The 25,734-nt window shown below is 52.2% G+C and carries 25 protein-coding genes and 1 pseudogene; 15 read left to right on the top strand and 11 right to left on the bottom strand.

Going from position 1 to position 25,734, the window contains the following annotated elements:
• Positions 1-69 precede the first annotated feature (69 nt).
• From NSQ73_RS25605 to NSQ73_RS25585, 5 genes are all read left to right on the top strand, one after another.
• The gene (locus tag NSQ73_RS25605; protein ID WP_340988665.1) at positions 70-573 is read left to right on the top strand and encodes a sigma-70 family RNA polymerase sigma factor; all 504 of its coding nucleotides are present in this window, start codon (positions 70-72) and stop codon (positions 571-573) included.
• On the top strand, positions 566-1,771 hold the full coding sequence (locus NSQ73_RS25600; RefSeq protein ID WP_340988663.1) for an anti-sigma factor: 1,206 nt from the start codon (positions 566-568) through the stop codon (positions 1,769-1,771). Before NSQ73_RS25605 ends, NSQ73_RS25600 begins: the two co-directional genes overlap by 8 nt.
• A 221-nt stretch (positions 1,772-1,992) precedes the next feature.
• A complete protein-coding gene (locus NSQ73_RS25595; protein ID WP_340988662.1) occupies positions 1,993-2,499 on the top strand; it encodes a metallophosphoesterase family protein in 507 nt (168 codons plus the stop codon).
• A 28-nt stretch (positions 2,500-2,527) separates the two neighbouring features.
• Positions 2,528-2,989 (top strand): GNAT family N-acetyltransferase, encoded by a 462-nt coding sequence (locus tag NSQ73_RS25590; RefSeq protein WP_340988660.1) that lies wholly within the window; start codon positions 2,528-2,530, stop codon positions 2,987-2,989.
• Between the two features lie 22 nt (positions 2,990-3,011).
• Positions 3,012-3,722, top strand: coding sequence for an HAD family hydrolase (locus tag NSQ73_RS25585; protein WP_340988658.1), 711 nt, complete (start codon positions 3,012-3,014; stop codon positions 3,720-3,722).
• Positions 3,723-3,798: 76 nt separating this feature from the next.
• Here NSQ73_RS25585 and NSQ73_RS25580 read toward each other — a convergent pair whose 3' ends face one another.
• Positions 3,799-4,914: an FAD:protein FMN transferase gene (locus NSQ73_RS25580; protein WP_340988656.1), complete on the bottom strand. Its 1,116-nt coding sequence runs from the start codon at positions 4,912-4,914 to the stop codon at positions 3,799-3,801.
• A 245-nt stretch (positions 4,915-5,159) separates the two neighbouring features.
• Here NSQ73_RS25580 and NSQ73_RS25575 point away from each other — a divergent pair, with 245 nt between their 5' ends.
• Positions 5,160-5,732 (top strand): TetR/AcrR family transcriptional regulator, encoded by a 573-nt coding sequence (locus NSQ73_RS25575; RefSeq protein ID WP_039299874.1) that lies wholly within the window; start codon positions 5,160-5,162, stop codon positions 5,730-5,732.
• Positions 5,733-5,951: 219 nt separating this feature from the next.
• Positions 5,952-7,610 (top strand): SGNH/GDSL hydrolase family protein, encoded by a 1,659-nt coding sequence (locus NSQ73_RS25570; RefSeq protein WP_445669684.1) that lies wholly within the window; start codon positions 5,952-5,954, stop codon positions 7,608-7,610.
• A 531-nt stretch (positions 7,611-8,141) separates the two neighbouring features.
• On the opposite strand, the gene NSQ73_RS25565 is transcribed toward NSQ73_RS25570, so the two are convergent.
• Positions 8,142-9,074 carry a glycosyltransferase family 2 protein gene (locus NSQ73_RS25565; RefSeq protein ID WP_076242430.1) on the bottom strand — a complete coding sequence of 311 codons (933 nt, stop codon included), beginning with the start codon at positions 9,072-9,074 and terminating at the stop codon, positions 8,142-8,144.
• 270 nt (positions 9,075-9,344) lie between these two features.
• Here NSQ73_RS25565 and NSQ73_RS25560 point away from each other — a divergent pair, with 270 nt between their 5' ends.
• Together NSQ73_RS25560 and NSQ73_RS25555 are read left to right on the top strand one after the other, a co-directional pair.
• Complete coding sequence (locus NSQ73_RS25560) at positions 9,345-10,628, top strand: glycosyltransferase family 4 protein (RefSeq protein ID WP_340988653.1); 1,284 nt, start codon at positions 9,345-9,347, stop codon at positions 10,626-10,628.
• A gap of 516 nt (positions 10,629-11,144) precedes the next feature.
• Entirely contained in the window at positions 11,145-11,867 is a 723-nt protein-coding gene (locus tag NSQ73_RS25555; protein ID WP_340988651.1) for a DsbA family oxidoreductase, read from the top strand.
• A 96-nt stretch (positions 11,868-11,963) separates the two neighbouring features.
• On the opposite strand, the pseudogene NSQ73_RS25550 reads toward NSQ73_RS25555, so the two are convergent.
• The 4 genes and pseudogenes from NSQ73_RS25550 to NSQ73_RS25535 all read right to left on the bottom strand — a co-directional run.
• Positions 11,964-13,553: pseudogene (locus tag NSQ73_RS25550) on the bottom strand (oleate hydratase); the annotation flags it as partial.
• A gap of 182 nt (positions 13,554-13,735) precedes the next feature.
• Complete coding sequence (locus tag NSQ73_RS25545) at positions 13,736-14,305, bottom strand: TetR-like C-terminal domain-containing protein (protein ID WP_042140838.1); 570 nt, start codon at positions 14,303-14,305, stop codon at positions 13,736-13,738.
• 60 nt (positions 14,306-14,365) lie between these two features.
• Positions 14,366-14,761 carry a hypothetical protein gene (locus tag NSQ73_RS25540; RefSeq protein WP_171717636.1) on the bottom strand — a complete coding sequence of 132 codons (396 nt, stop codon included), beginning with the start codon at positions 14,759-14,761 and terminating at the stop codon, positions 14,366-14,368.
• A 24-nt stretch (positions 14,762-14,785) separates the two neighbouring features.
• Positions 14,786-15,310 carry a hypothetical protein gene (locus NSQ73_RS25535; protein ID WP_340988647.1) on the bottom strand — a complete coding sequence of 175 codons (525 nt, stop codon included), beginning with the start codon at positions 15,308-15,310 and terminating at the stop codon, positions 14,786-14,788.
• Positions 15,311-15,596: 286 nt separating this feature from the next.
• On the opposite strand from NSQ73_RS25535, the gene NSQ73_RS25530 reads away from it, so the two are divergent.
• From NSQ73_RS25530 to NSQ73_RS25505, 6 genes are all read left to right on the top strand, one after another.
• Positions 15,597-16,256, top strand: a complete 660-nt coding sequence (locus NSQ73_RS25530) for an amino acid ABC transporter permease (protein ID WP_340988645.1) — start codon at positions 15,597-15,599, stop codon at positions 16,254-16,256.
• Positions 16,237-16,914: an amino acid ABC transporter permease gene (locus NSQ73_RS25525; RefSeq protein WP_039299894.1), complete on the top strand. Its 678-nt coding sequence runs from the start codon at positions 16,237-16,239 to the stop codon at positions 16,912-16,914. The genes NSQ73_RS25530 and NSQ73_RS25525 overlap by 20 nt, the downstream gene beginning before the upstream one ends.
• A 22-nt stretch (positions 16,915-16,936) precedes the next feature.
• Entirely contained in the window at positions 16,937-17,683 is a 747-nt protein-coding gene (locus tag NSQ73_RS25520) for an amino acid ABC transporter ATP-binding protein (RefSeq protein WP_340988643.1), read from the top strand.
• 29 nt (positions 17,684-17,712) lie between these two features.
• Complete coding sequence (locus tag NSQ73_RS25515; RefSeq protein WP_340988642.1) at positions 17,713-18,594, top strand: transporter substrate-binding domain-containing protein; 882 nt, start codon at positions 17,713-17,715, stop codon at positions 18,592-18,594.
• A gap of 190 nt (positions 18,595-18,784) precedes the next feature.
• The gene (locus NSQ73_RS25510; RefSeq protein ID WP_340988640.1) at positions 18,785-19,990 is read left to right on the top strand and encodes a threonine synthase; all 1,206 of its coding nucleotides are present in this window, start codon (positions 18,785-18,787) and stop codon (positions 19,988-19,990) included.
• A 165-nt stretch (positions 19,991-20,155) separates the two neighbouring features.
• Positions 20,156-20,368: a hypothetical protein gene (locus NSQ73_RS25505; RefSeq protein ID WP_340988639.1), complete on the top strand. Its 213-nt coding sequence runs from the start codon at positions 20,156-20,158 to the stop codon at positions 20,366-20,368.
• Between the two features lie 22 nt (positions 20,369-20,390).
• On the opposite strand, the gene NSQ73_RS25500 is transcribed toward NSQ73_RS25505, so the two are convergent.
• The 5 genes from NSQ73_RS25500 to NSQ73_RS25480 all read right to left on the bottom strand — a co-directional run bounded on the left by NSQ73_RS25500 (position 20,391) and on the right by NSQ73_RS25480 (position 25,675).
• Entirely contained in the window at positions 20,391-21,443 is a 1,053-nt protein-coding gene (locus NSQ73_RS25500) for an RluA family pseudouridine synthase (RefSeq protein ID WP_340988638.1), read from the bottom strand.
• Between the two features lie 82 nt (positions 21,444-21,525).
• Positions 21,526-21,711, bottom strand: a complete 186-nt coding sequence (locus NSQ73_RS25495) for a CLC_0170 family protein (RefSeq protein WP_042134467.1) — start codon at positions 21,709-21,711, stop codon at positions 21,526-21,528.
• Positions 21,712-21,757: 46 nt separating this feature from the next.
• Entirely contained in the window at positions 21,758-22,984 is a 1,227-nt protein-coding gene (locus NSQ73_RS25490; protein WP_340988636.1) for a Ger(x)C family spore germination protein, read from the bottom strand.
• Entirely contained in the window at positions 22,981-24,078 is a 1,098-nt protein-coding gene (locus NSQ73_RS25485; protein WP_340988634.1) for a GerAB/ArcD/ProY family transporter, read from the bottom strand. The genes NSQ73_RS25490 and NSQ73_RS25485 overlap by 4 nt, the downstream gene beginning before the upstream one ends.
• A complete protein-coding gene (locus tag NSQ73_RS25480) occupies positions 24,026-25,675 on the bottom strand; it encodes a spore germination protein (RefSeq protein ID WP_340988633.1) in 1,650 nt (549 codons plus the stop codon). Before NSQ73_RS25480 ends, NSQ73_RS25485 begins: the two co-directional genes overlap by 53 nt.
• Between the last annotated feature and the right edge of the window lie 59 nt (positions 25,676-25,734).

Here is a 25,734-nt window from a genome sequence, read left to right as displayed (position 1 = left end):
ACGGGGAATTTTCATACAGAAGTGTAACTTTTGGCATTCTCATACGTGGATGGATTAAGGGGGGAGGAGATGGAGCCGAATTCGCTGGATGATCTATATGAGAATTATGTGGCGGACATCTACCGCTATCTGCGCTCCCTCTGCCATGACCACCATGCGGCCGAAGATTTGATGCAGGAGACCTTTTACCGGGCGTATCTGTATCTGGAGGATTGCCGGGAAGAGCGGATTAAGCCGTGGCTGTTCCGCGTGGCTTACAATGCCTTCGTGGATTACAAGCGCAAGGAAAAGCGGAGTGTGTCCAAGGAAGACGGGTTTTTCAGCGGGCTGCCCCATCCCGAAACCACGGAGGGGACTTTGCTGCGTCAGGAACGCTGGGAAGAGACAGCACTGGCACTCAGCCGTCTGCCGGAGGGGCAGCGCCATGCGCTGCTGCTGCATGATTATCATGGGCTGACCTACAAGGAAGCTGCTGGCATCATGAACGTAGGTTTGTCCCAATACAAGATACTGGTATTCCGCGCCAGGCAGAAGCTGCGTGAGGCGGACCGGAGGAGGAATGAGCATGAGTGAGGAGTTCAAAGAACAGCTGAGGAAATACAGTGAGGGAACACTTCCGGAGGAAGAGCGGGAGGCGCTGGAGAGTGAACTTGCGAAGCTGGAGGCTTATCAGCTGTATCTGGAGGAGCAAATGGAGCGGGAAGAGCAGACCAGCGGACGGTGGACCAAGGCGGACCCGGCCGGCAGCGATTCTCCGGGACTCAAGAAGGTAAAGAAAAAAGCGGAAAAGCGGGAGAAGAAAATTATCCGCCGCGGCAAATGGAAGGCGCGGCTCGTGAACACCCTTACTGTATTTGCGGCCTTCATTGTCTTCATGATCATCAGTAATATTATTACTATAGTATTCTACAACACCGGGAACCGTGGTGAGACCTATAGTGATGTTGTATCCTCGGCGATTGCCGTGACCCGGCCCAACACAACCACATATCTTTCCAGCAATGCGAAATCGGTCTTCCGGATGAATCTGACCGGTAAACTGCTGAAGCAGGTAGGCGGGGAGAAGGTTCAGATGGGTAATTACAACCAGACCTTTCTCCTGGGGCTATCCTATCCCGGAGTGTTCAACTGGATGGATGACCGGAATGCAGGTAATTACATTTTCTACTATCCGTCAGCAGATGGTTCCGTCAGCAGCGGGGATAACAGTGATGAGTGGAACAAGCTGGATAAGCTTCCCGAGGGTACGGTTGCCGAAGCTTATCTGTCGTTCGACCACTTATACACCACGGAGGAGCTGCTCAAGGAGTTTGAGCCGCTGAATATCCTGCCTGTGTGGTTCGGAGCAGATACGGGTCCGTCTACCCACGATGAGGTGGTTACTTCTCCGCTAGGTTTCCCCTATCAGCCCATCTGGCATGACGATGATATGCTGAAATCAGAGGTCACCACCCAAAAAACAGGCTGGTTCAGCTCGGTCTCCTCCTACAGCAGCGTATCGCCTTCTGTTGAACCCTATGGGGATGGGGCACTGCGTGATGCCAACTTCATCAAAACGCTTAAGCTGCTGCAAAAGCATCAGTCACTGGCCAGGAAGGCAGCGCCGTTTATTGAACTGGATACTTCGCTCTCCTATCTTCAGGAGCACGGAGTTCAGATCTATGGAGCCGTTGCTACAGGGCCGGTCAAGGAACTGCTGAAGCTGCGCGAGGCTTCCTGGGTCAGCTATATGCGGGTGGGTGAAGTCCGGCTCTGGAATTGGCGGGAATGAGGCTTAGGCCGGGCACGGCTTGCTTCTAAGTTCGCCAAACCGTACAATTATAAGTACGTAAACTTGAGTATGTTAAGGTGAAAAGCTGAGAATCGCAGTTTACAGCGCTTCTCAGCTTTTTTACTACCTGTCCCTCGGGTTCATTATGGATCATATGAATATTTGCATGGAATCTACCAGGATATCTCTAAGGTGATTATGTGAATTAGGAGCTGAAGCAGATGAAGATTGGAGTAGTATCGGATACGCATTTGTCACGGACGGCAAAGGGTTTACCCCGGGCGCTTACGGAAGAATTCCGCCATGTGGATATCATCCTGCATCTCGGGGATTGGGTAGCGCTGGAGATTTATGATATGCTGGCCCGGCTTGCTCCGGTGGAGGGAATCGCCGGCAATAACGATGGCGCCGAGATTATTCAGCGCTTCGGTGAGATCAAGATCGTTACGCTGGAGGGCATGCGTATAGGAATGATTCACGGACATGCGCCGTATTCCCGTAAAGGGACAGATGGAAATGCGCTGCTGGCCTTTGAAGGCCAGGAGGTGGACTGTATTCTCTTCGGCCATTCCCATCAGCCGCTGATGCGCCGGGAGAACGGTATTCTGCTGTTCAACCCAGGCTCGCCTACAGACAAACGCCGGGAGAAGCAGTATTCCTTCGGACTGATGGACATTGAAGACGGCAAGATCACAGCCCGTCATGTCTTTTATGACTCCAAGGAATAAAGGAAGCTGGTAGAAGGAGGGGAGAGCCATGTTGAATTTTCGTTTTGAACGGGCAGGTCTTGAGGATGTGGAGGAGCTCGCTCCGCTGTTTGATGAATACCGCAGCTATTACGGCCAAGTCTCTGACATGGAAGCTGCGCGGGAATTTCTGAAGGCGAGACTGTCCAATGAGGAGTCTGTGATTTTTATGGCTGTTGCCGGTGAGGGTGCGGACAAGCGGACGTATGGAATGGCACAGTTGTACCCTTCCTTCTCCTCCATTACAGTTCAGCCCGTATGGATTCTGAACGATCTGTTTGTGACGGAGGAGCAGCGCGGGCATGGACTTGGCTCACTGCTGCTTGAAGGCGTGCGCGGATTTGCGCAGGGTACTGGTGCGAAGGGACTGACGCTTTCAACGCTGACGCATAATACCGGCGCACAGCGTCTGTATGAAGCCCAAGGCTACATCCGGGACGAGAGCTTTTTCACTTATCATTTATATTTCTAAAGATATAGTTAGGGGAGTTTACGTGGAGACAAGCAATAAGCTGGCCGTGTTTTTTGATCTGGATGATACGTTGTACGACCATTTGGTGCCTTTCCGGGAAGCGGTGCGCGAGGTGCTGGCGCCAGACGAAGACAAGCTGGATTATGCGGAGCTGTTCTACACCGTCAGGCATCATAGTGATTTACTATGGCCGAAATATCTGCGCGGGGAGCTTGAGCTGGAGGAGACCCGGGTGATGCGGCTGGAGCTGGCTTTTGCCGAATATGGCCTGCCCTTGAACCGGGAGCAGGCAGCCAGAGTTCAGGCCTCCTATATTGCCCGCCAGTACACGATCGGGATGATCGAAGGCGTGGCGGAGCAGCTTCAGCGCTTTATTAGCCTGGGGCATCCGGTAGGCATTATCACCAACGGCCCGCTGGAGCACCAGATGGGCAAGCTGCGCGGGCTGGGTATAGATAAGATCATTCCGCAGGAGATGATCTTCATCTCGGATGCTGTCGGTCTGGCTAAGCCCGACCCGGCCATCTTCGCCCATGTCAATAAGATGACGGGAACTGCACCTGAGAACAGCCTCTATGTAGGCGATACATGGGCTAACGATGTGGTTGGTGCGCTTGCGGCAGGCTGGAAGGTATGCTGGTACAACCCGCGCGGCCGGCAGCCGGGTGGAGATCACACGCCAAGCTATATTTTCACCAATTATAAGGAGTTCAGTGAGCTGCCGCTGGTATGACAAAAAAGGTGCCCTCCCCAAAGGAAGGCACCTTTTCTGCTTGCATATGATGCTGTACATCCATCACTGCGCGGTATTAATTAGCGAAGCTGTACGTAGGATCGGTCAGATTCAGCCGTTCTCTCAGCGAAGAGGTGGCATAAATCTTGTTGTCGTCTGTGATGAAGAAGGCATCGACCTTCTCCGGGAGCGCTTCAAGATACTTCATGCCGTCTTCGAGACCCATCAGGAATACACCGGTTGACAAGGCATCCGCATCTGTTGCGTTCGGACTCATAATGGTAATGCTCTTCAGCCCGTTCTGGGACGGGAAGCCCGTCCGCGGGTCTAGAATATGATGGTAGCGCACCCCGTCCTGCATGAAGAAGCGCTCGTACACCCCGGATGCGTCGATAACCTCGTCCGAGATTTTGATGGTACCCAGCTGGGTACCGCGGCTCTGATCGGGGTCCTGCAGGCCGATATTCCACGGCGAGCCGTTCGGCTTGTTGCCAAGTGCAATAATACTGCTGCCGCCGAGATTGATCATCGCACTATCCAGGCCTTGCGCCTTGAGATAGTCGGCGATCCGGTCAGCGGCATACCCTTTGCCGATCCCGCCCATGTCCAGCACCATGCCTTCTTTGGCCAGCTTCACCGTCTTCGCGGCATCATCCACAATAACATCCTTGTAATTGGTCAGGCTGCGGGCTTTATCAATCGCTGCCTGATCGGGAACATGCTCTCCGCCTTCACCGATTGCCCAGAGGTCAACGAGCGGTCCAACAGTCGGATCATATAGCCCGTCCATTTCTTCGGCATATTTGAGGGAAAGCTTCACGATATCCAGCGTTTCGTCGGATACGGCTACGGCTTCTTTACCGGCTGCCTGATTCACAGCGTATAATTCCCCGTTCTCCTTGGTGCGGCTGAACTCGATGTCCATCCGTTCTAGCATCGCCTGAATATCATCCATATTCTTCTGCTCTACAGTATCACCGAAGACCTTGATATTCACGACCGTATCATAAATATAAAACGTCTGTTCCAGGGACTTCGTATCGCCATCTTTCGTGACCGTTGCACCGCCGGGAGTTTCAGTAGTTGTGCTGTCTTTTCCATTGTTGCCCACCAAGAGCCAGATGCCCACAGCTGCGACGATAACAATGACGAGAGCGGCCAGAATAACGCCGGATTTCTTGTTCTTAAACATATTCCACCATCCATAAAGTTAGTTTCTTGATCACATCTTTATTATCATACCCCAGAAAGAATGGCAAGGGATACTAATTTCATGACATTTTGTGCAGAAGAGCAGCTTGCAGAACGGAAGCGGATTGAAACTTTTATCAAAAAGTTGTCTTCTTCCCGGGGACATGGTAAATTGATTTGTGACTTAGTGACCAAAAATTAAATTCAGTCAATTTATGGTCGTACAGGAAGAAGGGAGTTTTACCTATGTCCATTGACCGCAAGGCGTTGATCCTGCAGGCAGCGACCCTGTCCTTTGTACAATTTGGCTATAAAGCTACGACTATGGATCAGGTATCCAGAATCGCCAATGTGGGCAAAGGCACGATCTATACTTTTTTCAAAACCAAAGAAGAGCTGTTTGAGGAAATTCTGGACAAGGCTTCGCAGGAGTTAATGTCGGTGATGAACCGTGTAGCGGCAGAACAAACGACCTTTGTGCATAATTTGCTTAATCTGCTGGATTCTATTCTGGAATTCCGGTCTGATCATGAGCTATTTGTGAAGCTCGCCCAGGAGGTGCGGGACATCGGAACAGCCCAGGCGCTGGAAGGTGTTAAGCGGATGGAGGCATACGCGCTGGATTTCTTGAGACAGCAGATTGAGGAAGCCATCGGCAGCGGTGAAGTGAAGCCCTGTGATTCCAGTGTTGCGGCATTTATGATTCTGCGAATGTACCTGGCGCTCACCACGGAATGGAACAAATCCCATGAGCCGCTGGACAAAAACCGGATTAAAGAGCATATGATCCTGTTCATTTCTACAGGGATTTTACTATAGTATGGTGGACAAATTAGAGAATTATTGTAATAACTTAACAAAGTCCGCCTTTCCCGGTTGAGCGTAGTCCGCCTCCCGTCTATAATGAGAGCGTCTTCATATATACCGGAAAGCGAGCTGATCCAAGTGAAGGGCAATAACAATGATTTTACCGGCGGCAGATTGGAAGGTCCGGCGGCCCCCAAAGATCCGGAGGAGAGAAGAAGCGGCTTCTTCGTCATGTTCGAAACAGCGATCGAGGCGACAGCCAGAGCGGAGGGCAGTCCATCCCAGGAAGTGTATCTGGAAGGCAATTATCTGACGGATAAGGCAAGATACATAGGCGGGATTACGGATGAGGGGATGCTGGCGCTTCTGACAACCTGGGCCGGGTTCCGTGAGCTGGTGCATAGCATCGGGGTGTCCGTGAAGACCGGGACCGGCAGTGAAGGGGGAAAGGTCTCCTTTCTTATGCAGAACTGGGGCAGAAGCAGCAAGTATGAGACAGGAACGCAGCTGCGTGTCCCCTGTCCGGGGGACGGGACGGAGGTATTGCTGAAGCTGGAGGAAGCCGTGTGGTCCGGGGACGATGTAAGTCCCGGCAAATTCGCTTTTGAATTTAGCCGTGAAGGAGAGCTGGCAACGGCGAGTATTATTTTCTATCTGAATGACGGCTATACTGCGCCAGAAGCTACAATGGAAGCTCCGGTTGCCTTCGGTTCGCTGGAATACCGCGCAATGATTGCTAAGTCTCTGCTGCATTCGGGCAATAATTACCGGCTCAGAACAGCTATAGACAAGGCAATCAAGGGGGAGGATGTCACCATTGCTTATATTGGAGGGTCCATCACCCAAGGTGCAGGGGCTAAGCCGATCCACACCGGATGTTATGCCTATCAGTCTTATTTGCAGTTCAAGGAGCAGTTCGGTAAGGACGGTGGAGAGAATATCCATTATGTGAAAGCCGGAGTAGGCGGGACGCCTTCTGAGCTTGGAGTAATCCGTTATGAAAGAGATATTCTGCGGGAGGGTGCGGTAACGCCGGACATCGTGGTGGTGGAATTTGCAGTGAATGACGAGGGTGATGAAACGAAGGGCAATTGCTTCGAGAGCCTTTGTCTAAAAATCCTGTCTGACCCGGCCCGGCCCGCCGTGATTCTGCTGTTCAGTGTGTTTGTGAACGACTGGAACCTTCAGGAACGGCTCGCTCCTGTGGGCAGGCACTATAACCTCCCGATGGTCAGCATCAAAGATGCGGTAACCGGACAGTTCCGTCTGAGCAAGACTGAGGGGAACGTCATATCGAAACGGCAATTTTTCTACGATATTTATCATCCTGCTAATGACGGACACCGGGTAATGGCGGACTGTCTGGGTTATTTATTCTCCGAGACCTGCCGGTCGCTCCGGGACGAAGAGGATATTACAACCGCTAAACGACCGGTCCTCGGAAATGATTACGCGAATATACGGCTGCTTGACCGCAAAAGCCTGCCAGATCTCAGCGATGTCGGGGTGGAAGCTGGCGGCTTCGGGGCAACCGACACGGATTTGCAGCGGGTAGAGCTGGATGCCGATCCCTTCGGCACCCCGGAATTTCCGCATAACTGGCTGCATACAGCAGCATCCGGTGAGGAGAGCTTCAGGCTGACCCTCACCAGCAGCAATCTGATCCTCGTATACAAGGATTCGGGCAGCCCTGAGTTTGGCAGAGCAGATATCTTCGTCGATGGCAGCCTTGTGCTGACTGCTGACCCGCATGTGAACAGCTGGACGCACTGTAATCCGGTCATTCTGTACCAGAATGAGCAGAGTCAGGAGCATGTCATTGAGATCCGCATGGCGAAGGAAGATAAGGACAAATGCTTCACGGTACTGGGCTTCGGTTATACTGCCTGATGGTTTAAGAACCAGCACACAACAGGACTAAAGAAGTGAGTTCATTCAAACAATGCAGCAACTTATGTATTCAGTCCAAGTGGAAATTCAGGATAGTTGTATTATGTACAATTAAAACCTGCGAAAAGGGTTGCTTCCGTCTTATAACTGCAGTCTGTACAACTAAATCCGCCCAAATCGGACAGAACCCTCTACAACCGGCATTTTAATTGTACGAAATACAACTAAACGGAGAATGGGGTGTGAATTAGACGATTTAGTTGTATAAAGTGCAATTAAGCATGCCGGATACCGTAATCCGATCACTGTAATCCGGTCACCGCTAACCTTCAGTAGTGGCGGAGGAGAATTTTGGAACTGTAGGAGCGACAGGGTCCGCCTTTGTCTGCGGATTTCCACCGCGAACAGCGGGTTAAATTCAAGAAATCGGCAGACGGGCAGCGGCCGGAGGGCCAAACATCCTCTGGAGTCACGGCAATCCCATAATAGAAAAAATACAAGTTCAATCTATATAGGTTGAATCTGGCGCTGCTAGTCCAGCATAAATTCCCTGTATTTATCCTTGCGGGGGTTCAGTACGAAGAGAATTCCGCTGGCATAGCCCGAGACGGCATTGAAATTCCGCTTGAGGGTAGCTTTGCCGGTTAAATAGGTCAGTGTCCACAGCAATGCGGCATAATTCTTCACCGGTGCCTTGCGCAGATTAAGCAAATAATAATGATTCACTGCAGTAGCACGTGCCACCCGGCCTGCCTTGTCGCGGGAGCTGGGCGATTCATGATGCATAATCTTCATCTCCGGATTGATGACAAGCTTGCCGTATCTGCTGGCCAGATGGCACATATAGATATCGTCAGCCACCGCGTAGCTGGTCATCCAGGGGTAAGGTTTCATATCCTGAAGCGCAGACGTCCGGAAGGACATATTGCAGCCATGGAAGAAATCCGTCTCAAAAATATTCTCGGTCTCCCCCCACAGCAGCAGGGAGCCTGCCAGTGTGCTTGCCGACAGCCTGCCGGGTGAAGCCGACATCTGGCAGGTCAGCCTGCCGAGCAGTTTGCCGGACCTGCTGCTGGAGAGGCCCTTGGCGATGCCGCCTACTCCGGCAATGGACGGGTCCGAAGCGTAGGTATCCAGCATCCGGCGGATGTAGAGCGGATCATCCAGCTCGGCATCGTCATCGAAGCTGAGTAGAATCTCACCGTCGATAAGCCCCAGGGCTTCATAGCGGGAGAGCCAGACGCCGGGTTTGGTTTTGCGGTAATAGCGCAGCTCGGCTTGAGGCATACGCCCCAGTACCTTGCGGAAATACTCCAGCACTTTCTCCTCAATCTCGCCGTCATCCACAATCAGCAGTTCAATTGAAACATCCTCCAGCTCTGTCTGCCTGCCGATGGATTCAATGCACAGGGTCAGATCGCTGATCCGGTTGCGTGTAGGAATTACTATAGACAGATCATGCATACCGCTGACTCCTCCCGGGACGTCCTAGACTGTCCGCATTAATTTTAGATTACAATGCACCGAAAGTACGTGTTGATCTAATTTTACTCCCCCTTTTGTAGGCCGTATATACCACTTTGGTTTACTTTTATTTAGTACAGTTGCGCTTATAATAGAATTAATTTCAGAATGTATATGCTTTCAAAACCTAAGCGGATGCTTCCGAAGCAGGTTTTGTACGAAGTATCATCTGAAGAAGCAACGCTAACAAAACTTTTAGGAGGGGACGTTATGCATGTCGGGATCTTTATGCATACCAATTACTTTGAAGATTTCTTCGTAAAGGGTCTGGGTCTCAGTGAAGAGGAATATGTACATTCGTATCATAACGATTTTTCTTTCGACTATGCGCGTCTTCTGCAAACCAAGGGGATCCGCACGACCATCTATAATTTCACCAGGGTTGGGAGTGAGGTCCGCACCTATCAGCACGGAATCGTGGATTGTACGATTAAGTTTATCCCGGTGGGCATGCTGTATAAATGGTATTCCGTCATTCCCTTGTCCCACCGGACACCGATCGGCAAATTCGTATCACAATATATATCCACGATTCAGAGAGACCTGTGTGATATTCTGCGGGGAGACGGAATCAGCCTGATCTATGCCCAGGAATATGCTTCCGGACGCTTTGAGCGGCTGGCTGCCGCTGCGAAGAAGCTGAGCATCCCGATCATTGCCGCTTACCACGGGGGCAGCATCCATAAGTGGATTCTGCCGATCAAGAAGCATACGCTTCATAAGGCAGCATTCATGACTACGCTTAACGAAGATGAGCAGAACAGCATGGTGCGCCACTTTCCGCATCTGGAGGGGCGGATCCGGCTGCTGCCGAATTTCGTGAATTCGGCGATCTTTTACCGGCGGGATAAGGATGAGGCGATAGCCGCATTGGGGCTGGACCCCGGCTGCAGATATATCATTACCGTTGGACGGCTGTTTGAGCATCAGAAGGGCCATTCACTGCTGGTGCAGGCCATGGAGCAGCTGAAGCAGCACCCTGACCTTAGAATATTGGTTGCCGGCGGCGGTCCGGATGAACAGAGTCTGAAGGATCTGATCCGGACCAAGGGGCTGGAGGACCGCTTCATCATGCTCGGTACAATCCGCAACAAGGATATGCTGGCCAGCTATTACAGCGTCTCAGAGCTGTTTGTGCTGCCTTCGCGTTATGAAGGTTTGCCGCTGGTTATCCTGGAAGCCGGGGCCTGCGGTCTTCCCACCGTTGCTTTTAATGTGATGGGGGTCAGAGGTCTGGTACGCCACGGGGAGAGCGGACTGCTCGCTGAGGGGCTTGACCCGGCTAAACTAGCTGCATCCCTGGATCAGCTGCTCGGCAATCCTGATATGTGCCGGGAGATGGGGGCAGCAGCGCTGCAGATCGTCCGCTCTGATTATTCGGAAGAGATTATCGGAGCCAGACTCTACAATCTGCTTCAGGAGAGCTTAGGGCTTGATCCGTCCGCACCGCTCTTCGGTGACGGGTATGCTCCGGAGTTAACGTCTCCCTTGTAGACCGCTGTCTTATTGTTGTGCCGTTGTGACTGAGGCCGCGGCTGCCGGAATACGGCGGATGGTCACTCCTCTAATTGGCGAACCCGTTGCAGATCCCATGCTCTGCGACTACATAGAAGCCTATAGCTGCTGTATACCTGCATAGAGGCCGATAGAGGCTATACAGGCATACAGCAGCTTGTTGCGGAACGGGGCGATTATTTTGGGATAGCTGCCGCATATATAAACAGACCCGCTATAAGCAAGCATCCAATCTGCGGATGATCACCCCGGAATCCTCTCTGAACAATGGAACGCCTCCCTAAATACATCTGCGGACTTGATATGGAATTCACCTGCCGTCTAATCACCAATTAGTCAATGTAATGATCCATAAGCACCGGAACAACGCCATCTGTATCCCGGCAGAAAGTTTGTTTGTAATTTTCGGTTTTTAACTATATAATAGTAAGTGACATGTAAGACTCGTCGATTGTAGTACAGCGTTGCATCCAATACATTTCAGGAGGAATTCCCATGAGAATAGATATATGGTCCGATTATGCCTGCCCGTTCTGCTATATCGGCAAAAGACGGCTGGAGCACGCCCTGAGCCAGTTCCCGGACCGTGACAAAGTGGAGGTCGTGTTCCGCAGCTTCCAGCTGGATCCGAATGCGCGCACCGACGAAACGAGAGATATTCACGATATTCTGGCTGCCAAATACGGCATGACCCGTGACAAGGCTAAAGCTACGAACGCACAGCTTGCCGAACAAGCGCAGGGTGTGGGTCTTGAGTTCAACTTTGATACAGTCCAGTCGACCAATACGTTCGACGGTCACCGCTTAAGCCATTACGCGGCTACAAAGGGTAAAGCCCCGCAAATGACCGAACGGCTGCTGCGAGCGTATTTCACCGACTCGCTGAATCTCGGTGACCGCAAGGTACTGGCTGAGCTGGCCGCTGAAGTCGGCTTGGATCAGGCTGAAACGGCTGCGGTGCTGGAGAGAGACGCTTATGCTGATCAGGTGAATGCAGATATTGATGCGGCCCGGCTGCTGAATATCACCGGCGTGCCGTTCTTCGTCTTCAACAACAAATACGCGGTGTCCGGCGCGCAGCCGGGTCCGGTATTCACCGAAGTCCTGGACACCGTATGGGCCGAAGAGCAGAATACTCCTGTGCTCCAGGTAGTCGGCAAGCCGCAGTCCAAGGCAGAAGATGCTGACGGCTGTGATGATGGCTCCTGCAGCATCTGATTCCGCTTAGGCAGACTCGCACACAAATACCCCGCTGTATGGATTCTCTCCATGCAGCGGGGTATTTCGTTTACTTATTCCGGGCCTATAACAGTACTATCTGAACGAAGTTACAAGGCTCGATAACAGCGTGCGCACATCATGCTGGTATTCCTTAATCGGCTCGACCGGACGGTTAATGCCGAACAGGGTGTAGACAGCGATTCGGGCTGCACGGACGGAATATTCTTCCGTGAAAACCACATCGTCCGGGATTTCGCAGTATTGGCCGACAAAGGCCAGGTTGGTGGAGCCTTCAGGCACAACCTGCGGCCGGTCGCTGTTCAGTCTTGGCATGAACTGGGACGTAATGTACGGCATCATGCAAGGAATGCAATTGGCAGTAGCCATGATCTCTTCCTTATGCGCCTCGAAATGCAGATGGCCAATCAGCTCCTGCATGATCTCTTCGCCGGTACAGTCGCACATTTTCTTGTGGACATAATCGCCGACCTTGTCCGGATACAGTCCGTAACCCCAGAATACCTTGACATGCTCCGGCTGGTTGCGGAAATGCGGCTGGAAGGCCAATACAACGGACATCAGCCAGCTGGAGTCCTTGAAGGTCACGAGTGCGCCGGTGCCGGCCCGGTTGCGGGTGAAGTCTTCCATCAGGTCGAAGAACCTCGAGTCCTGGAAGGTAACCGTGAAGGATTCCCACTTGGACTCGTCCACATGATCGTCGAAGGACGAAGGATTGCCGAGACCCGGCTTCTTGGCGGCGATATTCTCCCACAGCTTCCAGGAGCTGCCCTTGCCGTTCAGGCGCGGCGCCGAGGTCATCGAGCCGAGGCTGGAGCCTTCGGTCATCGAGCCGTTGGTGATAATCACACGGTCGCCTTCATTAATCTCTATCACGTCTTCCACGCCTTGACGGGAGACCTTCATTTTCGTAACGGTAATGCCGTCGCCTTCTTTGAATTCCAGATCGGTTACCGTACATTTTAACGTGAAATCTACGCCAAACGGCTCCAGATACTGGTGCAGCGGCAGAATAATCGAGTCATATTGATTGTAAGGGGTGCGGGTTACGCCTTCGAGCGTCTGAATTCTCGGGAATTCATGAATGAAGCGGATCATATAGCGTTTCAGCTCAACCGCACTATGCCAAGGCTGGAAGGCGAAGGTAGTCGCCCACATATACCAGAAGTTGGTGGTGAAGAAATGCGGTCCGAACCAGTCGTTAATCCGCGCTTTGCCCATTTTGGCCTCCGGAGTAATGATCAGTTTGCCCAGGGCCAGGCGGTCAGCCATATCGAAGCCCATCGAATTGACATCCTGAATCTCACCCTTGCTGTCCACCAGGCGCGCCTTGGAGCGGGTTGGATTGGCATCATCGAACTGTGTGATTTCTTCCCGCAGCGTCAGCCCCGGCTGGTCAATCGATGGAATCGTATTTAGAAGTTCCCATAGGTTCTCATAGGTTTCGTCGTTCAGCATCCGGCCGCCGCGGATTACATAGCCGTGCTCCTCACTGCCTGAGCCGTCATTGCTGCCGCCGAGGATCTTCATCTCTTCAATAATGTGAATGTTCTGTCCGGGAAAACCACAGTCTCTGACGAGGTATGCCGCACCCGCAAGTGATGCAATTCCGCCTCCGACAAAATACACCTGCTCGTTACCGTACTCTTTTTTCACTGATTGTCGCCTCCATAGGTTTGCTTGATTGCTGTACCTGAACCGAGTGTAATATAGCGCCGCTGTGGAAGGTATCATCAAAAGTCCGCGAGTGTATGAAATTTGGTCATATGGAGCAAAGTGTATAGTTTTTGGACAGGAAAATAACCCCAAAACATATTATTTCATTAAAAAAGCCGCAACCCGGAGGGTTACGGCATCGCCTGTTCATATTTATGCAGCGCTTTGAGGAAATTTCCTTCGATCAGCACGCTGAGCTTCTCAATCATATGCTTCGGCTGATCCTTCATACCGTCGCGCATCCACTGAATCACAAGCCCGGTGAAGGCCAGCGTGTAGAAGTTAGCGATAAATTGCTTATCCTCCAGCCTGATATCCATCCCGGCGGCCAGCTCGTTAATGACTCCCATGATCAGATCATTAGTTACTTCATACAAGTAGGCATCGAGATGTGTCCGTCCCAGTGAGTCCAGCGTGTTGCAGCAGAAGGCTTTATTGCTCTCGATATAGCAGAAAATCCGGTGAAATCCGTCCGTCCACGTGCTGTAGCTGCGGTACTGGGCAATACTCTCGACCGCCTCAGTCTTGTAGATCCAGCCCAGGAGGTCAAAGATATCCTGAAAATGATAATAAAAGGTCTGCCGGTTCACTCCGCAGTCGTCCACCAGATGCCTGACGGAGATTTTGTTCAGCGGAATATGTGCCATCAGCTCTTTCAGGGAGCGGGCGAGCGCATTTTTGGTCAGCAAGGAATTGGACATCAGGGTCATCAGCTCCTCTTGTAATCCTGTATAAGGGTAGAGTCCGGCCAGCAGAAGGCATCAGCGTCTGCGCAAATATTGAACAAGCAGCCGGCTGCCTTCCACAAGCAAACCAAGGACGAAACCACCCGCCGTGAACAGGAGAAAAGACAGAAAGCCCGCAAGATCCTCCCAGCCTGACATATCGCGGGAAGTGTAAATGAACATCAGGCTGATCCCGAGCACAACGCCTGCGGTCGAGAATATCCACACCAGCCGGGCGCCATACCAGCCGAAGCTGTTAATAATACCGGAGAGCACGATAGAAAGAGCAGCCCAGCGAAGTAAGATCAGAAGATCGAAACTCTCGCCGAGCAGCACGAACCGGTGCAGAATCAGCAGCAGCCACACAATCAGCGCATAACTGACATACCACCAGAGCCAGCGGCCCGTCCTTGCAGGAGGCAGAAAATTCATATGCAGTTCACCCCGCCTTAAGAATTATACCTCCTCCAGTTCCCCGGCGCTTTGCAGCAGGAACTTCAGAAGGTTCGGAATATCTTCCATCTGTTCTTCAGTGATTTGTCGCTTGAACTGCAGTTCTATGCAGTTATTGTACGTATCGCCTTCCTGGCCGTAGCGGAAGCTGAGGGACTGGACAGGCTGGAAATCCGGCCCCCAGATCGTAGACAGAATCTTCTCCGCCGCTGGACACTGCACATTCACATCGTCAATCTCCATATAAAAGCGTAATAGAAGAGTGCAACCGGGATCACTCCCCGGTGTTTCCATAATTTCGTCGCCCAGATCCTTCACCGAAGATTGCAGCATAATTTCGGAGGTTACATTATTGCCTTCAGTCAATTTGAAAGAGAGACTGAACTCCCGTGACATCAGCGCGAGGTTCAGCAAATCCGACCGGTCCGTCACGACAAGGATTCCATCCAGATTATCATAGTCGTAGATCTGGTTCTCAAAAGCGATTTTAATATTGTCAAATACAGTAGGATGGAACAAGAGCGGCACCTTCTAACGTTTCTCTGTATTGTACCATGACGCGGAAAAGAGTGAAAATTAAGAAAACATAGTTGACAAGTAGGCATTATGTGAATAAGATGATTACCACAGTATGTGAGGTTTTTGTAAGAATTTTAAATAGTTTGGCAGAATTGTACATAGGGCAATCATCGTTGCTCACAAAAATCCAAAGGCGTCTTAAGCCGCCTATAAAGTGGGGTTTTCACATTTGAATAGTTAGTTTTATCTGCATTCATGGGGGATTTTATTTACAGACAAAGGGTTGTGAATGGTTATGAATTTGGATTGGGAGTTTATCGCCGAGAGCCTGCCGCTGTATGGTGACGCGATGTGGCTGACCTTGAAGCTGGCCTTCTGGGCCATTCTGTTCTCGCTGGTGCTGGGATTCAGCGTTATCCTGTATTACAAAGTGAAGGGCATCAGCTTCATTATTCAAGCTTATATCGAGCTGTCGAGGAATACCCCGCTGCTGGTACAGCTGTTCTTCCTATACTATGGCTTGCCTAAGGTCGGCCTTCGGATGAGCGAGGTCACCTGTGCCATTGTCGGGCTGACCTTCCTGGGAGGCAGTTATATGACCGAGGCTTTCCGCGGCGGAATGGAAGCTGTAAGCAGGACACAGGTGGAGTCGGGACTTAGTATCGGATTATCCCGGACCCAGCTCGCCAGATATGTTATTCTTCCGCAGGCCTTTGCCATCAGCATTCCTTCACTGGGAGCGAATGTGATTTTTCTGCTCAAGGAGACCTCCATTGTCGGAGCAATCGCCTTAATGGATCTGATGAATGTGGCGAAGGATCTGATCGGCATGCATTACAAAACAGCAGAATCCCTGCTGCTGCTGGTGGCCGCTTATCTCATTCTGGTGCTTCCTCTGTCGGTTGTGCTGAGCTGGCTGGAAAGGAAGGTAAGATATGCAGAATTCGGGGATTGAGGTACTGTTTGAAGGCTCGAACTTCGAGCGTCTGCTCGGCGGTCTGCTGGTTACCATTGAAATTTCGTTTGTTTCCATTGTGATCGGGACGGTGCTGGGCATAGTGATGGGGCTGCTCCGGACGCTGAATGTGAAGCCGCTGCAGGCATTGCTACGGTTGTATCTGGAGGCTTTCCGGATTATACCGATTCTGGTCTGGCTCTACGTTGTGCATTTCAGCTTCACGCCTCTATTAAATATCGACATTAGCGGTGAGACGACTTCCATTCTCGTGTTCAGCCTGTGGGGAGCGGCCGAGATTGGCGACATTGTGCGGGGGGCGCTGCAGTCCATGCCGAAGCATCAGGAGGAATCGGGTGCAGCGCTGGGACTCAGCCGGGGGCAGCTGTACCGGTATATTCTTATCCCTCAGGCTATCCGCAGAATGGTGCCTGGCGCAATTAACCTGGCGACACGGATGATCAAGACCACCTCGCTCGTTGTGCTGATTGGAGTGATAGAGGTTGTGAAGATCGGGCAGCAGATCATTGAGCTTGGGGTCATCAAAGCGCCAAACGCTTCGTTTTGGGTGTATGGCTTCATCTTTATCCTGTACTTTGCCGTATGTTTCCCGTTATCCCGTATTTCCCGGAGAGTGGAACGCAGATGGCAGAATTAGCCGTTAGGAAGGAACGATAATCATGATAAATACCGGCGAACTGTTGCTGGAGGTAGAAGGATTGCAGAAAAGCTTCGGAGAACGGCTGGTTCTAAGCGGCATTGATCTGCAGGTAGTTAAAGGGGAAGTAACAGTTATTCTCGGCCCGTCCGGCTGCGGAAAAAGCACGCTCCTGCGATGTCTTAACGGGCTGGAGCCCGTGCAGGGCGGAAGAATCAGCTACCATGGCCAGGATCTGGCCGGGCCGCAGGTGAATTGGCGTGAAGTCAGGCAGCGCATCGGGATGGTGTTTCAGAATTATGAGCTGTTCCCGCATATGACGGTGCTGGACAACATTCTGCTCGGACCTCTCAAGGTGCAAAAGAGAGAACCGAAAGAAGCGCGGCAGCAGGCAGAGCAGCTGCTGGGCCGGGTCGGGCTGCTGGACCGCAAGGATGCTTATCCCCGGCAGCTGTCCGGAGGACAGAAGCAGCGGATCGCGATTGTACGCGCGTTATGTATGAACCCCGAGATCATGTTATTCGATGAAGTAACGGCTTCGCTTGATCCTGAAATGGTGCGTGAAGTGCTGGATGTTATTCTGGGGCTTGCCGAACAGGGCATGACGATGATTATCGTGACCCATGAAATGGGCTTTGCCAAGTCTGTAGGTGACCGGATCGTATTTATGGATCAGGGCAGCATTTGTGAGATCGCGGAGCCGCAGCAATTTTTCACCCAACCAGCGACAGAGCGTGCACAGCACTTTCTGGATATATTTCAGTATTAAAAATCATAGAAAACAGGGGATGAAGAGGAATGAGAAAAGGGATGAAATGGGCAGTATCATTTATGGCAGCGGGTTTATTGCTGGCGGGCTTAACCGCTTGCAGTAATTCGGATAACAAGAATAATAGTGCAGGATCGGCCTCATCCAAGTTTGCTTCTATTGAACAGCTGAAGAAGGACGGCAAGGTCCGGATTGGTGTTTTTGCGGATAAACCGCCATTTGGATATGTGGATGCTGACGGAAAGAATCAGGGCTTCGACGTCTATATCGCCAAAAGATTCGCCAAGGACCTGCTCGGGGATGAATCCAAGGCGGAATTCGTTCTGGTAGATGCGGCCAGCCGCGTCGCTTATCTGGAATCCAATAAAGTAGATATCATTATGGCTAACTTCACCGTAACGGATGAAAGAAAAGAAAAAGTGGATTTTGCCAATCCGTATATGAAGCTGTCCTTCGGGATCGTATCCCCTGACAGTGCACCGGTTACTTCGATTGACCAGCTGAAGGAGAAAGGCCAGAAGCTTATCGTTGCCAAAGGAACCACTGCAGAAACTTACTTCACCAAAGAGTACCCGGACATTGAGCTGCTGAAATTTGACCAGTACACAGAGATCTTTGCAGCACTCAAAGACGGACGCGGTGCAGCGATTGCCAACGATAACACCGAGCTGATCGCCTGGGCGAAGTCCAATCCCGGCTTCACGGTAAGCATCCCGGCGTTTGGCGGACAGGATACGATTGCCCCGGCAGTAGCCAAAGGCAACACGGAGCTGCTGAACTGGATCAATACAGAGCTTGAAACCATTGGTAAAGAGCAATTCATTCATCAGGCCTATAACGATACATTGAATGAGGTCTATGGAGAAGGCTATACTGACGAGCTGGTAGTTGAAGGCGGTAAGGTAGAGTAATTTGGCCGCGCTATGGCGTCAGGTCTGAGGAACTGGTACGAGATCAGATAGTGAGCATGAAAAGGCACCCTTGCGGGTGTCTTTTTAGGTGAAAGAGCATTTCGCAGGTTAGTAATAGAGTTAAGCATATTAATCCTATATACTAAGTTTAAAATGGAATGACAGCCATAATAAGAATGGGGAGTGCCGGATGAGTTACAGCTATATATCACATTTGGAATGTCCGCAATGCGGAGAATACTATAGTGCTGATGCTGTGCGCCAGCTCTGTACATGCGGATCCCCGCTGCTGGTGCGGTATGATCTGGAACGATTGAAGAGGGAGTGGTCGAAAGAGGATTTGGGCAGCAGGAATCCTGATTTATGGCGGTACCATGAGCTGCTTCCGGTAGTGGAGGAGGGCCATGTGGTCACACTCGGGGAAGGAATGACGCCGCTGCTTGCACTGCCGCGTCTCGGAGAAGACTATGGTATCTCTTCATTGTTAATGAAGGATGAGAGTCTGGTGCCGAGCGGCAGCTTCAAGGCACGCGGGGCAGCGGTTGGTGTCTCGAAAGCGAAGGAGCTTGGCGTAACAGGGCTGGCCATGCCGACGAACGGCAATGCCGGAGCAGCATGGGCGCTCTATTCGGCAAGGGCTGGCATTGAGGCAACGATAGTGATGCCGCAGGATGCGCCGAAGATTACGCGCAGCGAAGTGGCGCTTGCCGGAGCGAAGCTGTATCTGGTCAACGGCCTGATCAGCGATGCCGGGGCCATTGTAGCAAGGGAGGTGGCGGACAAAGGGCTGTATGACGCCTCCACCCTGAAGGAGCCTTACCGCATCGAAGGCAAGAAGACGATGGGGCTGGAGATTGCCGAGCAGCTTGGCTGGGAAATGCCGGAGGTAATTCTCTATCCCACCGGAGGCGGAGTCGGATTAATCGGCATTTATAAAGCGCTGCAGGAGCTGCAGGAGCTCGGCTGGGTGCAGGGCCCGCTGCCGCGGCTGGTTGCCGTGCAGGCCGAAGGCTGTGCGCCGATCGTGAAGGCGTGGGAAGAGAAGGCCGAGCGTTCGCAGTTCTGGCCGGATTCCGCCACCGCCGCCTTCGGCATCAATGTGCCGAAGGCGCTGGGCGACTTCCTGGTGCTGAAGGCCGTCTATGAGACGGACGGCGTGGCAATCGCTGTCTCCGATGCAGAGATGAGCATCGAGCAGGAGAAGATTGCCCGGCTGGAGGGCTCGTTCATCTGTCCGGAAGGTGCCGCCGCCTTCGCCGCTGCGCGCAAGCTGGCGCAGTCTGGCTGGATTCGGCCGGAGGACCGGGTGGTCGTGCTGAACACAGGCGCGGGCATTAAGTATCCCGACTCCGTGCAGACCGATCCGCCGTTGCTGGAGATCGGGGAGTTTATCTAAGCCGGATGATTGCGGGACTGGCGGAATACGTCAATGCCTCTACACTGGATTCTTTAGCGGCGGAGTGGAGGCTTCTTGGGAAGCACTATAGACACTGTAAATAGAAATGTTGTACGTTTTGCAACATTGATTGATGGATAGCCGGGTGATCGGGAGGATTGTTGTATGAAATACAAGAATAATCCTGCTGAGCCGCTTGAAAAAGGTGAAATGCTGCAGTTTGTACAACAATTGTGGATTTGGGCCGGATCTCTGCCACAGAAAGCGGATGAATCGGGGAATTCCCGAAAGCGACAAATGAGAGGCATAAATGCCTCTCATTTTCCTTTAGTTACGCGAATAAATGTGTCTGGAGTGGAATCACACTCTAGTAATTGACTAAGAAATTAGCCGGGCTTAATCAGTTCGTCGGCGCAGGTGCAGTATACTTCAGGAATGTCTTTGGAATCGGACTCTCAAAGGTGAGGATATCCCCGGTAGTCGGATGAACGAACGAGAGCACGCGGGCATGCAGTCCGAGACGGCCGACGGCTTTGGTCTCTGCGCCGTATTTCTTGTCGCCGGCGATTGGATGCCCGATGTCTGACATGTGGACACGGATCTGGTTCTTCCGTCCGGTCTCCAGGTGGACTTCCAGCAGGGAGAAATGGCGGTTGGCCTGGATCAGCTTATAACGGGTTACGGCATGCAGCCCGTCCCCTTCATGCGGACTGGAGTACATCTTCAGCGTAGACGTCTCCTTCAGCCAGGAGCTGATGGTGCCTTCGGATTTCTTGACTGCGCCTTCCACCAGCGCCACGTAGGAGCGTTCCTTGACGGTCTCTTTCCAGCTGTTCTGCAGGGACTGCTGAATCGCCTCGCTTTTGGCAAACATCATGACTCCTGAGGTATCACGGTCCAGGCGGTGTACCACAAAGACGCGGTTCTTCGGATTCGTCAGGCGCACATGCTCCATCAATTGGCGGTAAGCTGTCAGTTCATTGTCTTCTCCGGTAGCAATCGACAGCAGTCCGGCATCCTTCTGAATGACGATGATATCATCATCCTCATGGACAATGGTCAGCCCGAGCATTTCTTTGGCTTCTGCATGCTTCTCCTGATCAATGGTCACGGTCTGACCGGGATGGAGCTGATGGTTATGCTGGGTTACCGGCTTGCCGTTTACCGATATCTGTCCCCGGGACAGCATCGACTTGACCGCATTCCGTCCCTTATTCGTAATCGTCTTAAGCAGGTAAGGCAGCAGCTCTGCGGGCTCGGACACCGTATAGGATTTTATCTGTGCAGGTGTTTTAGTTGTTGTTGTGGCAGGTGCTCCCGGTCTTGCCCCCGGTTTATGGTTAGAGGTCTTGTTCCCCTGATTTCTGGTTCCTGATTTAGGCTGAGCCTTGGAGGCTGCTGCGGGCTTCACGCCCCGCTTGGAACCCTCTTTGGGATTTCTTCTTGTATTCATGCCTGCATTCTCCGTCCTGTAATATTGTACTCCTCAATATACCATGGGCCGTGAAGAAATACTACGGAGGGTGCCGGGACAGCTAGACATAAATGATCAGCCCGATAAGGATAGCCAGGGAGATGACGCCGTAGGCCCATCCCAGAACCATAGCGTATTTTTTCTCCCGGAGCCAGCCTTTGCTATTGTAAATCCGGGCATCTACCGCCAGCAGCATCAGTGTGGAGATTAACATTATGATAACCAGACTTCCGAACAGGCGGACCATGCGGATCGCTCCCTTATAAATATAGATACATGAACTTAATTACCGGTTATTGGTCTTTCAGTCCCACTCTCCGGATATGAAGCTTCATTTGAATGTCTACCTCAATGCTGCCATACAGGTTTTCCCAGTCATCTTTGTCATGGATATGCTCTTTCCAGTAGGCAGGATGGTGACTTCGGATCATTTCGCCCATGCCAAAAATATCGGAGTGATCCTTCTGGGTCTGCTTAACCAGTCCGGTCAGTATGCTTCGGACCTGTTCCTCGAAATCCCGTTCAATTTCCTGCAGCTTGGCGGATGAGTCGACAGGGATATTGCTGCCATATTGCTCATCGAGATCGGCCTCCAGGAAGACCTGATACGACAGAACCGGTTTGCCGTCCTTGATGTAGCTCCGCGTCCGGGTGAACCGCTCATTGATTTTGGTCATGACGATACCCATCTTATTGGTATGAAAGAGGGTAGAATAACCTCCCGGGTCGATTCCCTTGAGTGCCATGAAGCCGCCGATTTCAATCGGAGCGGTCTTGTTGACCATTCTTCCGCCGCTGAAATAAGCCAATCCTTTGATCAGGATATTATCTCTATTGCGAAGTGCGACATAAGGCAAGTACGCGCTCTGGCCCCACTTGGTATCCGCCGACCAGAATGTGCCGATATAATCCCGGGGGAACTTCCCGGAGGACACCGACTTCTCCATCATGGACAAAATATAAAGTGTGGGCACACGCTGAAGCGGCGGATTCACATCCATGAAATCAGAAGCTTTGCCTTCGGATACCAGCAGCCAGGTCCTGCGCCGGATTTCCGGATTGCGCCGGAGATAGTCGTTGAGTTCTTCGAGATTGCCCCGGGCGATATCCTCGCTGATGATAATGATCCGCAGGTGAACCAGATAACGCGGGTCGGCAATCTGCTGCTGCAGATTGTTCATGGCATCATCGAGTGAAATGCCGCGCACGCTAACTACCCAGACCGGGCTGGTCTTGGCGTCACCCGGGTTGCCTCCTCCGCTTCCGGGACCCAGGGGAACTCTGCCGGGAACCGCAATCTGTGCGGTCACACTGATCATTTCTGCAGGCAGATTATCATGGTTAATATGGGTGACTTCGTCTCCTTTCTCTGCCTCTTCGGCCGAGATCTTATCGATGGACAACCCGAGTACAAGCGCCCGGTCTTCAATTTCTACCTGATCCCAGCAACCGCTTAGAACAGGGGCAGCCATAGCCAGCATTAGGATTAGGGCGAATGAGCGCGGAAGCCTTCTGATCATGAGGAGGCCTCCTTCCCGGCGCGCCGGATGAAGTAGGCCATCCATAGCAGCAGCGGATATCCAATCATCAGTACCATTCCGGCATTGCCCAGGTGAAGAATCCATTCATAGGCCTCGAAGACATTAGGGGGCAGCATCGCCAGAGCAAAGATCAGCGGCAGCAGTATACTTGCGGCCATACTCTGATCACGGAGAGCGAACAGGTTCTGCATCAGGTAAGCGGATATGTAATACGTAGTGTACACCGTTGTATAGACCGAAATGACCCAGATAATGATGAAGATGGCATCCAGCCGTTCAAGAAAACCCTCACCAAATGCTGCGGAACGCGCCATTTCCAGCGTGGGATAGATCAGCAGCTTGGTCTCCTCCGCACCAAACATTCCCACAGAGGCAATCACGATCAGTACATAGATGGCACCCGACATGATTATGGCCAGCGCGCCAGCACGGAATGCGTGCTTCGGCTTTTCCATGAAAGGGATCAGCAGTGTAATCACGAAGGAGCTCTGGAACAGATAGCTTGCCTCCCGTGCACCATTCCAGAATTCGAGGGTAGGTGACATTAGAATGGGCTGCAGATTAAGCAGATCAACGCTTTTCAGGGAGATGAGGATCGTGAGTACGATGGAGCCGACAATCAGCGGCAGGTAGAAAAAATGGATATACGAGAACTTCACAACATTGCGTCTGGAGGAGAGCAGGCTAACGAGCAGCATCAGAAAAATGGTGGCTTCAATTGGTGTTTTTTTATACAGCACGGTTGTAGCGACATCTCCGAACTGGCGTGTAGTGATCCCTGTCAGCGTAATAAATAATATCAGAATTACGGCGGTGAAGACGGTGGCTAGCGGACGTCCGATCAGCCTGCGGCTGAACACAAAGAGGGACTCTTTGGGGAAACGCTGGCACAGGGAGGCGAGCAGCCAATAGCTGAGGAAAGACAGGACGACGCCGCTGAATGCGATGAAGGGCGCGCTGCTGTTCCCGGCTAATGCCATGTAACGGGGGAAACTGAGAATCCCGACACCGATAATGGTGCTACTGATGACGGCGGCTGCGCGCAGCGTTGTGATCTGCCGGAGATTGTTCACTGGGTTCACCTTCCTGCCTGAGGATCTGATCTACATGTACTGCGGGAACATTGCGGGACAGCCTGTCATTATTCTGGGCATGCAGGAAGCTCGGACGGCGGCGCATCCACCACAGCGGCACACGTACCAGCGTATCCTTCAGGTCACGCCATTTGCCGGGTATGAAAGGGGACATATACGGGACGCCGAAGGATTCCAGGAACAGCAGATGGTTCAGAATGAGAATCGTACCGATCATCACACCGTAGAGACCGAACATTCCGGCCAGTATAATCAGCGGAAATCTTAGCATCCGCAAGGCAATAGCAGCATTATAGGCTGGAGTGGCAAAAGAACCGATGGTCGTCAGCGCCACAATCACCACGGTAATCGGACTGGCGAGTCCGGCACCTACTGCTGCCTGTCCAATCACGAGAACGCCCACGATGGATAAGGCGCCGCCGATCATCTGCGGCAGACGGATCGTAGCTTCACGCAGCACCTCCATGGAGACCTCCATGATCAGTACCTCCAGAACGGCAGGAAACGGCACACCTGCTCTTCCGCCCGAGATAGCCACAGCGAATTCCGTTGGCATTAATTCGGGATTAAACGAGATCACAGAAACATATAACGCCGGGAAAAAAAGTGAGAAAGACAGCGCGATGAGACGGATTATGCGGATCAGGCTGCCCATAATGAAACGCTCTGTGTAATCATCTACCGTCTGAAAGAACTGGTTGAATAGAGCAGGGACGATTACAGCAAATGGAGAACCGTCGACAAGCATGGCAACCCGCCCTTCCAGCAGAGCGGCAACCGTCTTGTCGGGCCGCTCTGTGCATTGCACCTGCGGGAACGGAGACAGCGGCTGGTCTTCAATGAACTGCTCAATGTATCCGGCATCAAGAATGCCGTCGGTATCAATCATTGAGATTCTGCGCATCGCTTCAGCAACGAGCCCGCTATCGGCAATGCTCTCGACATAGCATAAGGCCACCCTCGACTGGGTACGGGTTCCGATCGGGCTGATTTCAATCCGGAAATCTGTGCTCTGAAGCCGGTAGCGCAGCAGGGACAGGTTGTTCTCCAGCTTCTCTACGTACCCTTCACGGGGTCCGCGGATGACCTGCTCGGTCTGCGGCTGCTCCACGCCGCGCATATCAATCTGGCGCATATCGAGCACAAGGGCTTCGGGCACTCCCTCTATCAGCAGAATCAGCTCACCCTTCACGGCAGCGTCCGGCAGCACGGAAATGTCTGTAGTGGTTGTTCCCTGAGTTACCTGGACGGCTGTGCTCCAGATATAATGGATCATACCGGCCATATGCTCCGGAATTTCCTTATGCCCGGTGGGCCCGGCCATTAAAGGTTTAAGGACATGCTCGCGCACCTGCTCCGTATTAACCAGTGAAGAGAAAAAGAGCATTACGGCCTGGTGGGCTCCGAAGAGCTGGAAGTCGCGGACTACGAGGTCGCCGTTGTCGCCGAGCCGTGCCTGAAGCGCTTGTAAATCAGCCTGCAGATTTCCTGTAAGCGGACTTTTGTCAGGCTCCGGAGGAGAAGCTTGCTGCTGCTTATGCACATAAGCGGTATATTTATCTTTCCAGGCTTGCAAATGGCGGCCTCCTCAGCAGTACAATTCGAATGTATTTCTATAAAGTGTTGCTTGATCGC

The organism is Paenibacillus sp. FSL R10-2736, from assembly GCF_038000245.1.
Classification (GTDB): domain Bacteria; phylum Bacillota; class Bacilli; order Paenibacillales; family Paenibacillaceae; genus Paenibacillus_AQ; species Paenibacillus_AQ phytohabitans.
The sequence above is the reverse complement of the archived record's forward strand: the minus strand, read 5'-3'. Positions and strand labels throughout refer to the sequence as shown.

What these genes read in the sequence shown, in the direction of transcription:
- NSQ73_RS25605 (WP_340988665.1), top strand. Translation starts at nt 70, where the DNA reads ATGGAGCCGAATTCGCTGGATGATCTATATGAGAATTATGTGGCGGAC.
- NSQ73_RS25600 (WP_340988663.1), top strand. Translation starts at nt 566, where the DNA reads ATGAGTGAGGAGTTCAAAGAACAGCTGAGGAAATACAGTGAGGGAACA.
- NSQ73_RS25595 (WP_340988662.1), top strand. Translation starts at nt 1,993, where the DNA reads ATGAAGATTGGAGTAGTATCGGATACGCATTTGTCACGGACGGCAAAG.
- NSQ73_RS25590 (WP_340988660.1), top strand. Translation starts at nt 2,528, where the DNA reads ATGTTGAATTTTCGTTTTGAACGGGCAGGTCTTGAGGATGTGGAGGAG.
- NSQ73_RS25580 (WP_340988656.1), bottom strand. Translation starts at nt 4,914, where the DNA reads ATGTTTAAGAACAAGAAATCCGGCGTTATTCTGGCCGCTCTCGTCATT.
- NSQ73_RS25575 (WP_039299874.1), top strand. Translation starts at nt 5,160, where the DNA reads ATGTCCATTGACCGCAAGGCGTTGATCCTGCAGGCAGCGACCCTGTCC.
- NSQ73_RS25570 (WP_445669684.1), top strand. Translation starts at nt 5,952, where the DNA reads ATGTTCGAAACAGCGATCGAGGCGACAGCCAGAGCGGAGGGCAGTCCA.
- NSQ73_RS25565 (WP_076242430.1), bottom strand. Translation starts at nt 9,074, where the DNA reads ATGCATGATCTGTCTATAGTAATTCCTACACGCAACCGGATCAGCGAT.
- NSQ73_RS25560 (WP_340988653.1), top strand. Translation starts at nt 9,345, where the DNA reads ATGCATGTCGGGATCTTTATGCATACCAATTACTTTGAAGATTTCTTC.
- NSQ73_RS25555 (WP_340988651.1), top strand. Translation starts at nt 11,145, where the DNA reads ATGAGAATAGATATATGGTCCGATTATGCCTGCCCGTTCTGCTATATC.
- NSQ73_RS25545 (WP_042140838.1), bottom strand. Translation starts at nt 14,305, where the DNA reads ATGTCCAATTCCTTGCTGACCAAAAATGCGCTCGCCCGCTCCCTGAAA.
- NSQ73_RS25540 (WP_171717636.1), bottom strand. Translation starts at nt 14,761, where the DNA reads ATGAATTTTCTGCCTCCTGCAAGGACGGGCCGCTGGCTCTGGTGGTAT.
- NSQ73_RS25530 (WP_340988645.1), top strand. Translation starts at nt 15,597, where the DNA reads ATGAATTTGGATTGGGAGTTTATCGCCGAGAGCCTGCCGCTGTATGGT.
- NSQ73_RS25525 (WP_039299894.1), top strand. Translation starts at nt 16,237, where the DNA reads ATGCAGAATTCGGGGATTGAGGTACTGTTTGAAGGCTCGAACTTCGAG.
- NSQ73_RS25520 (WP_340988643.1), top strand. Translation starts at nt 16,937, where the DNA reads ATGATAAATACCGGCGAACTGTTGCTGGAGGTAGAAGGATTGCAGAAA.
- NSQ73_RS25515 (WP_340988642.1), top strand. Translation starts at nt 17,713, where the DNA reads ATGAGAAAAGGGATGAAATGGGCAGTATCATTTATGGCAGCGGGTTTA.
- NSQ73_RS25510 (WP_340988640.1), top strand. Translation starts at nt 18,785, where the DNA reads ATGAGTTACAGCTATATATCACATTTGGAATGTCCGCAATGCGGAGAA.
- NSQ73_RS25505 (WP_340988639.1), top strand. Translation starts at nt 20,156, where the DNA reads ATGAAATACAAGAATAATCCTGCTGAGCCGCTTGAAAAAGGTGAAATG.
- NSQ73_RS25500 (WP_340988638.1), bottom strand. Translation starts at nt 21,443, where the DNA reads ATGAATACAAGAAGAAATCCCAAAGAGGGTTCCAAGCGGGGCGTGAAG.
- NSQ73_RS25495 (WP_042134467.1), bottom strand. Translation starts at nt 21,711, where the DNA reads ATGGTCCGCCTGTTCGGAAGTCTGGTTATCATAATGTTAATCTCCACA.
- NSQ73_RS25490 (WP_340988636.1), bottom strand. Translation starts at nt 22,984, where the DNA reads ATGATCAGAAGGCTTCCGCGCTCATTCGCCCTAATCCTAATGCTGGCT.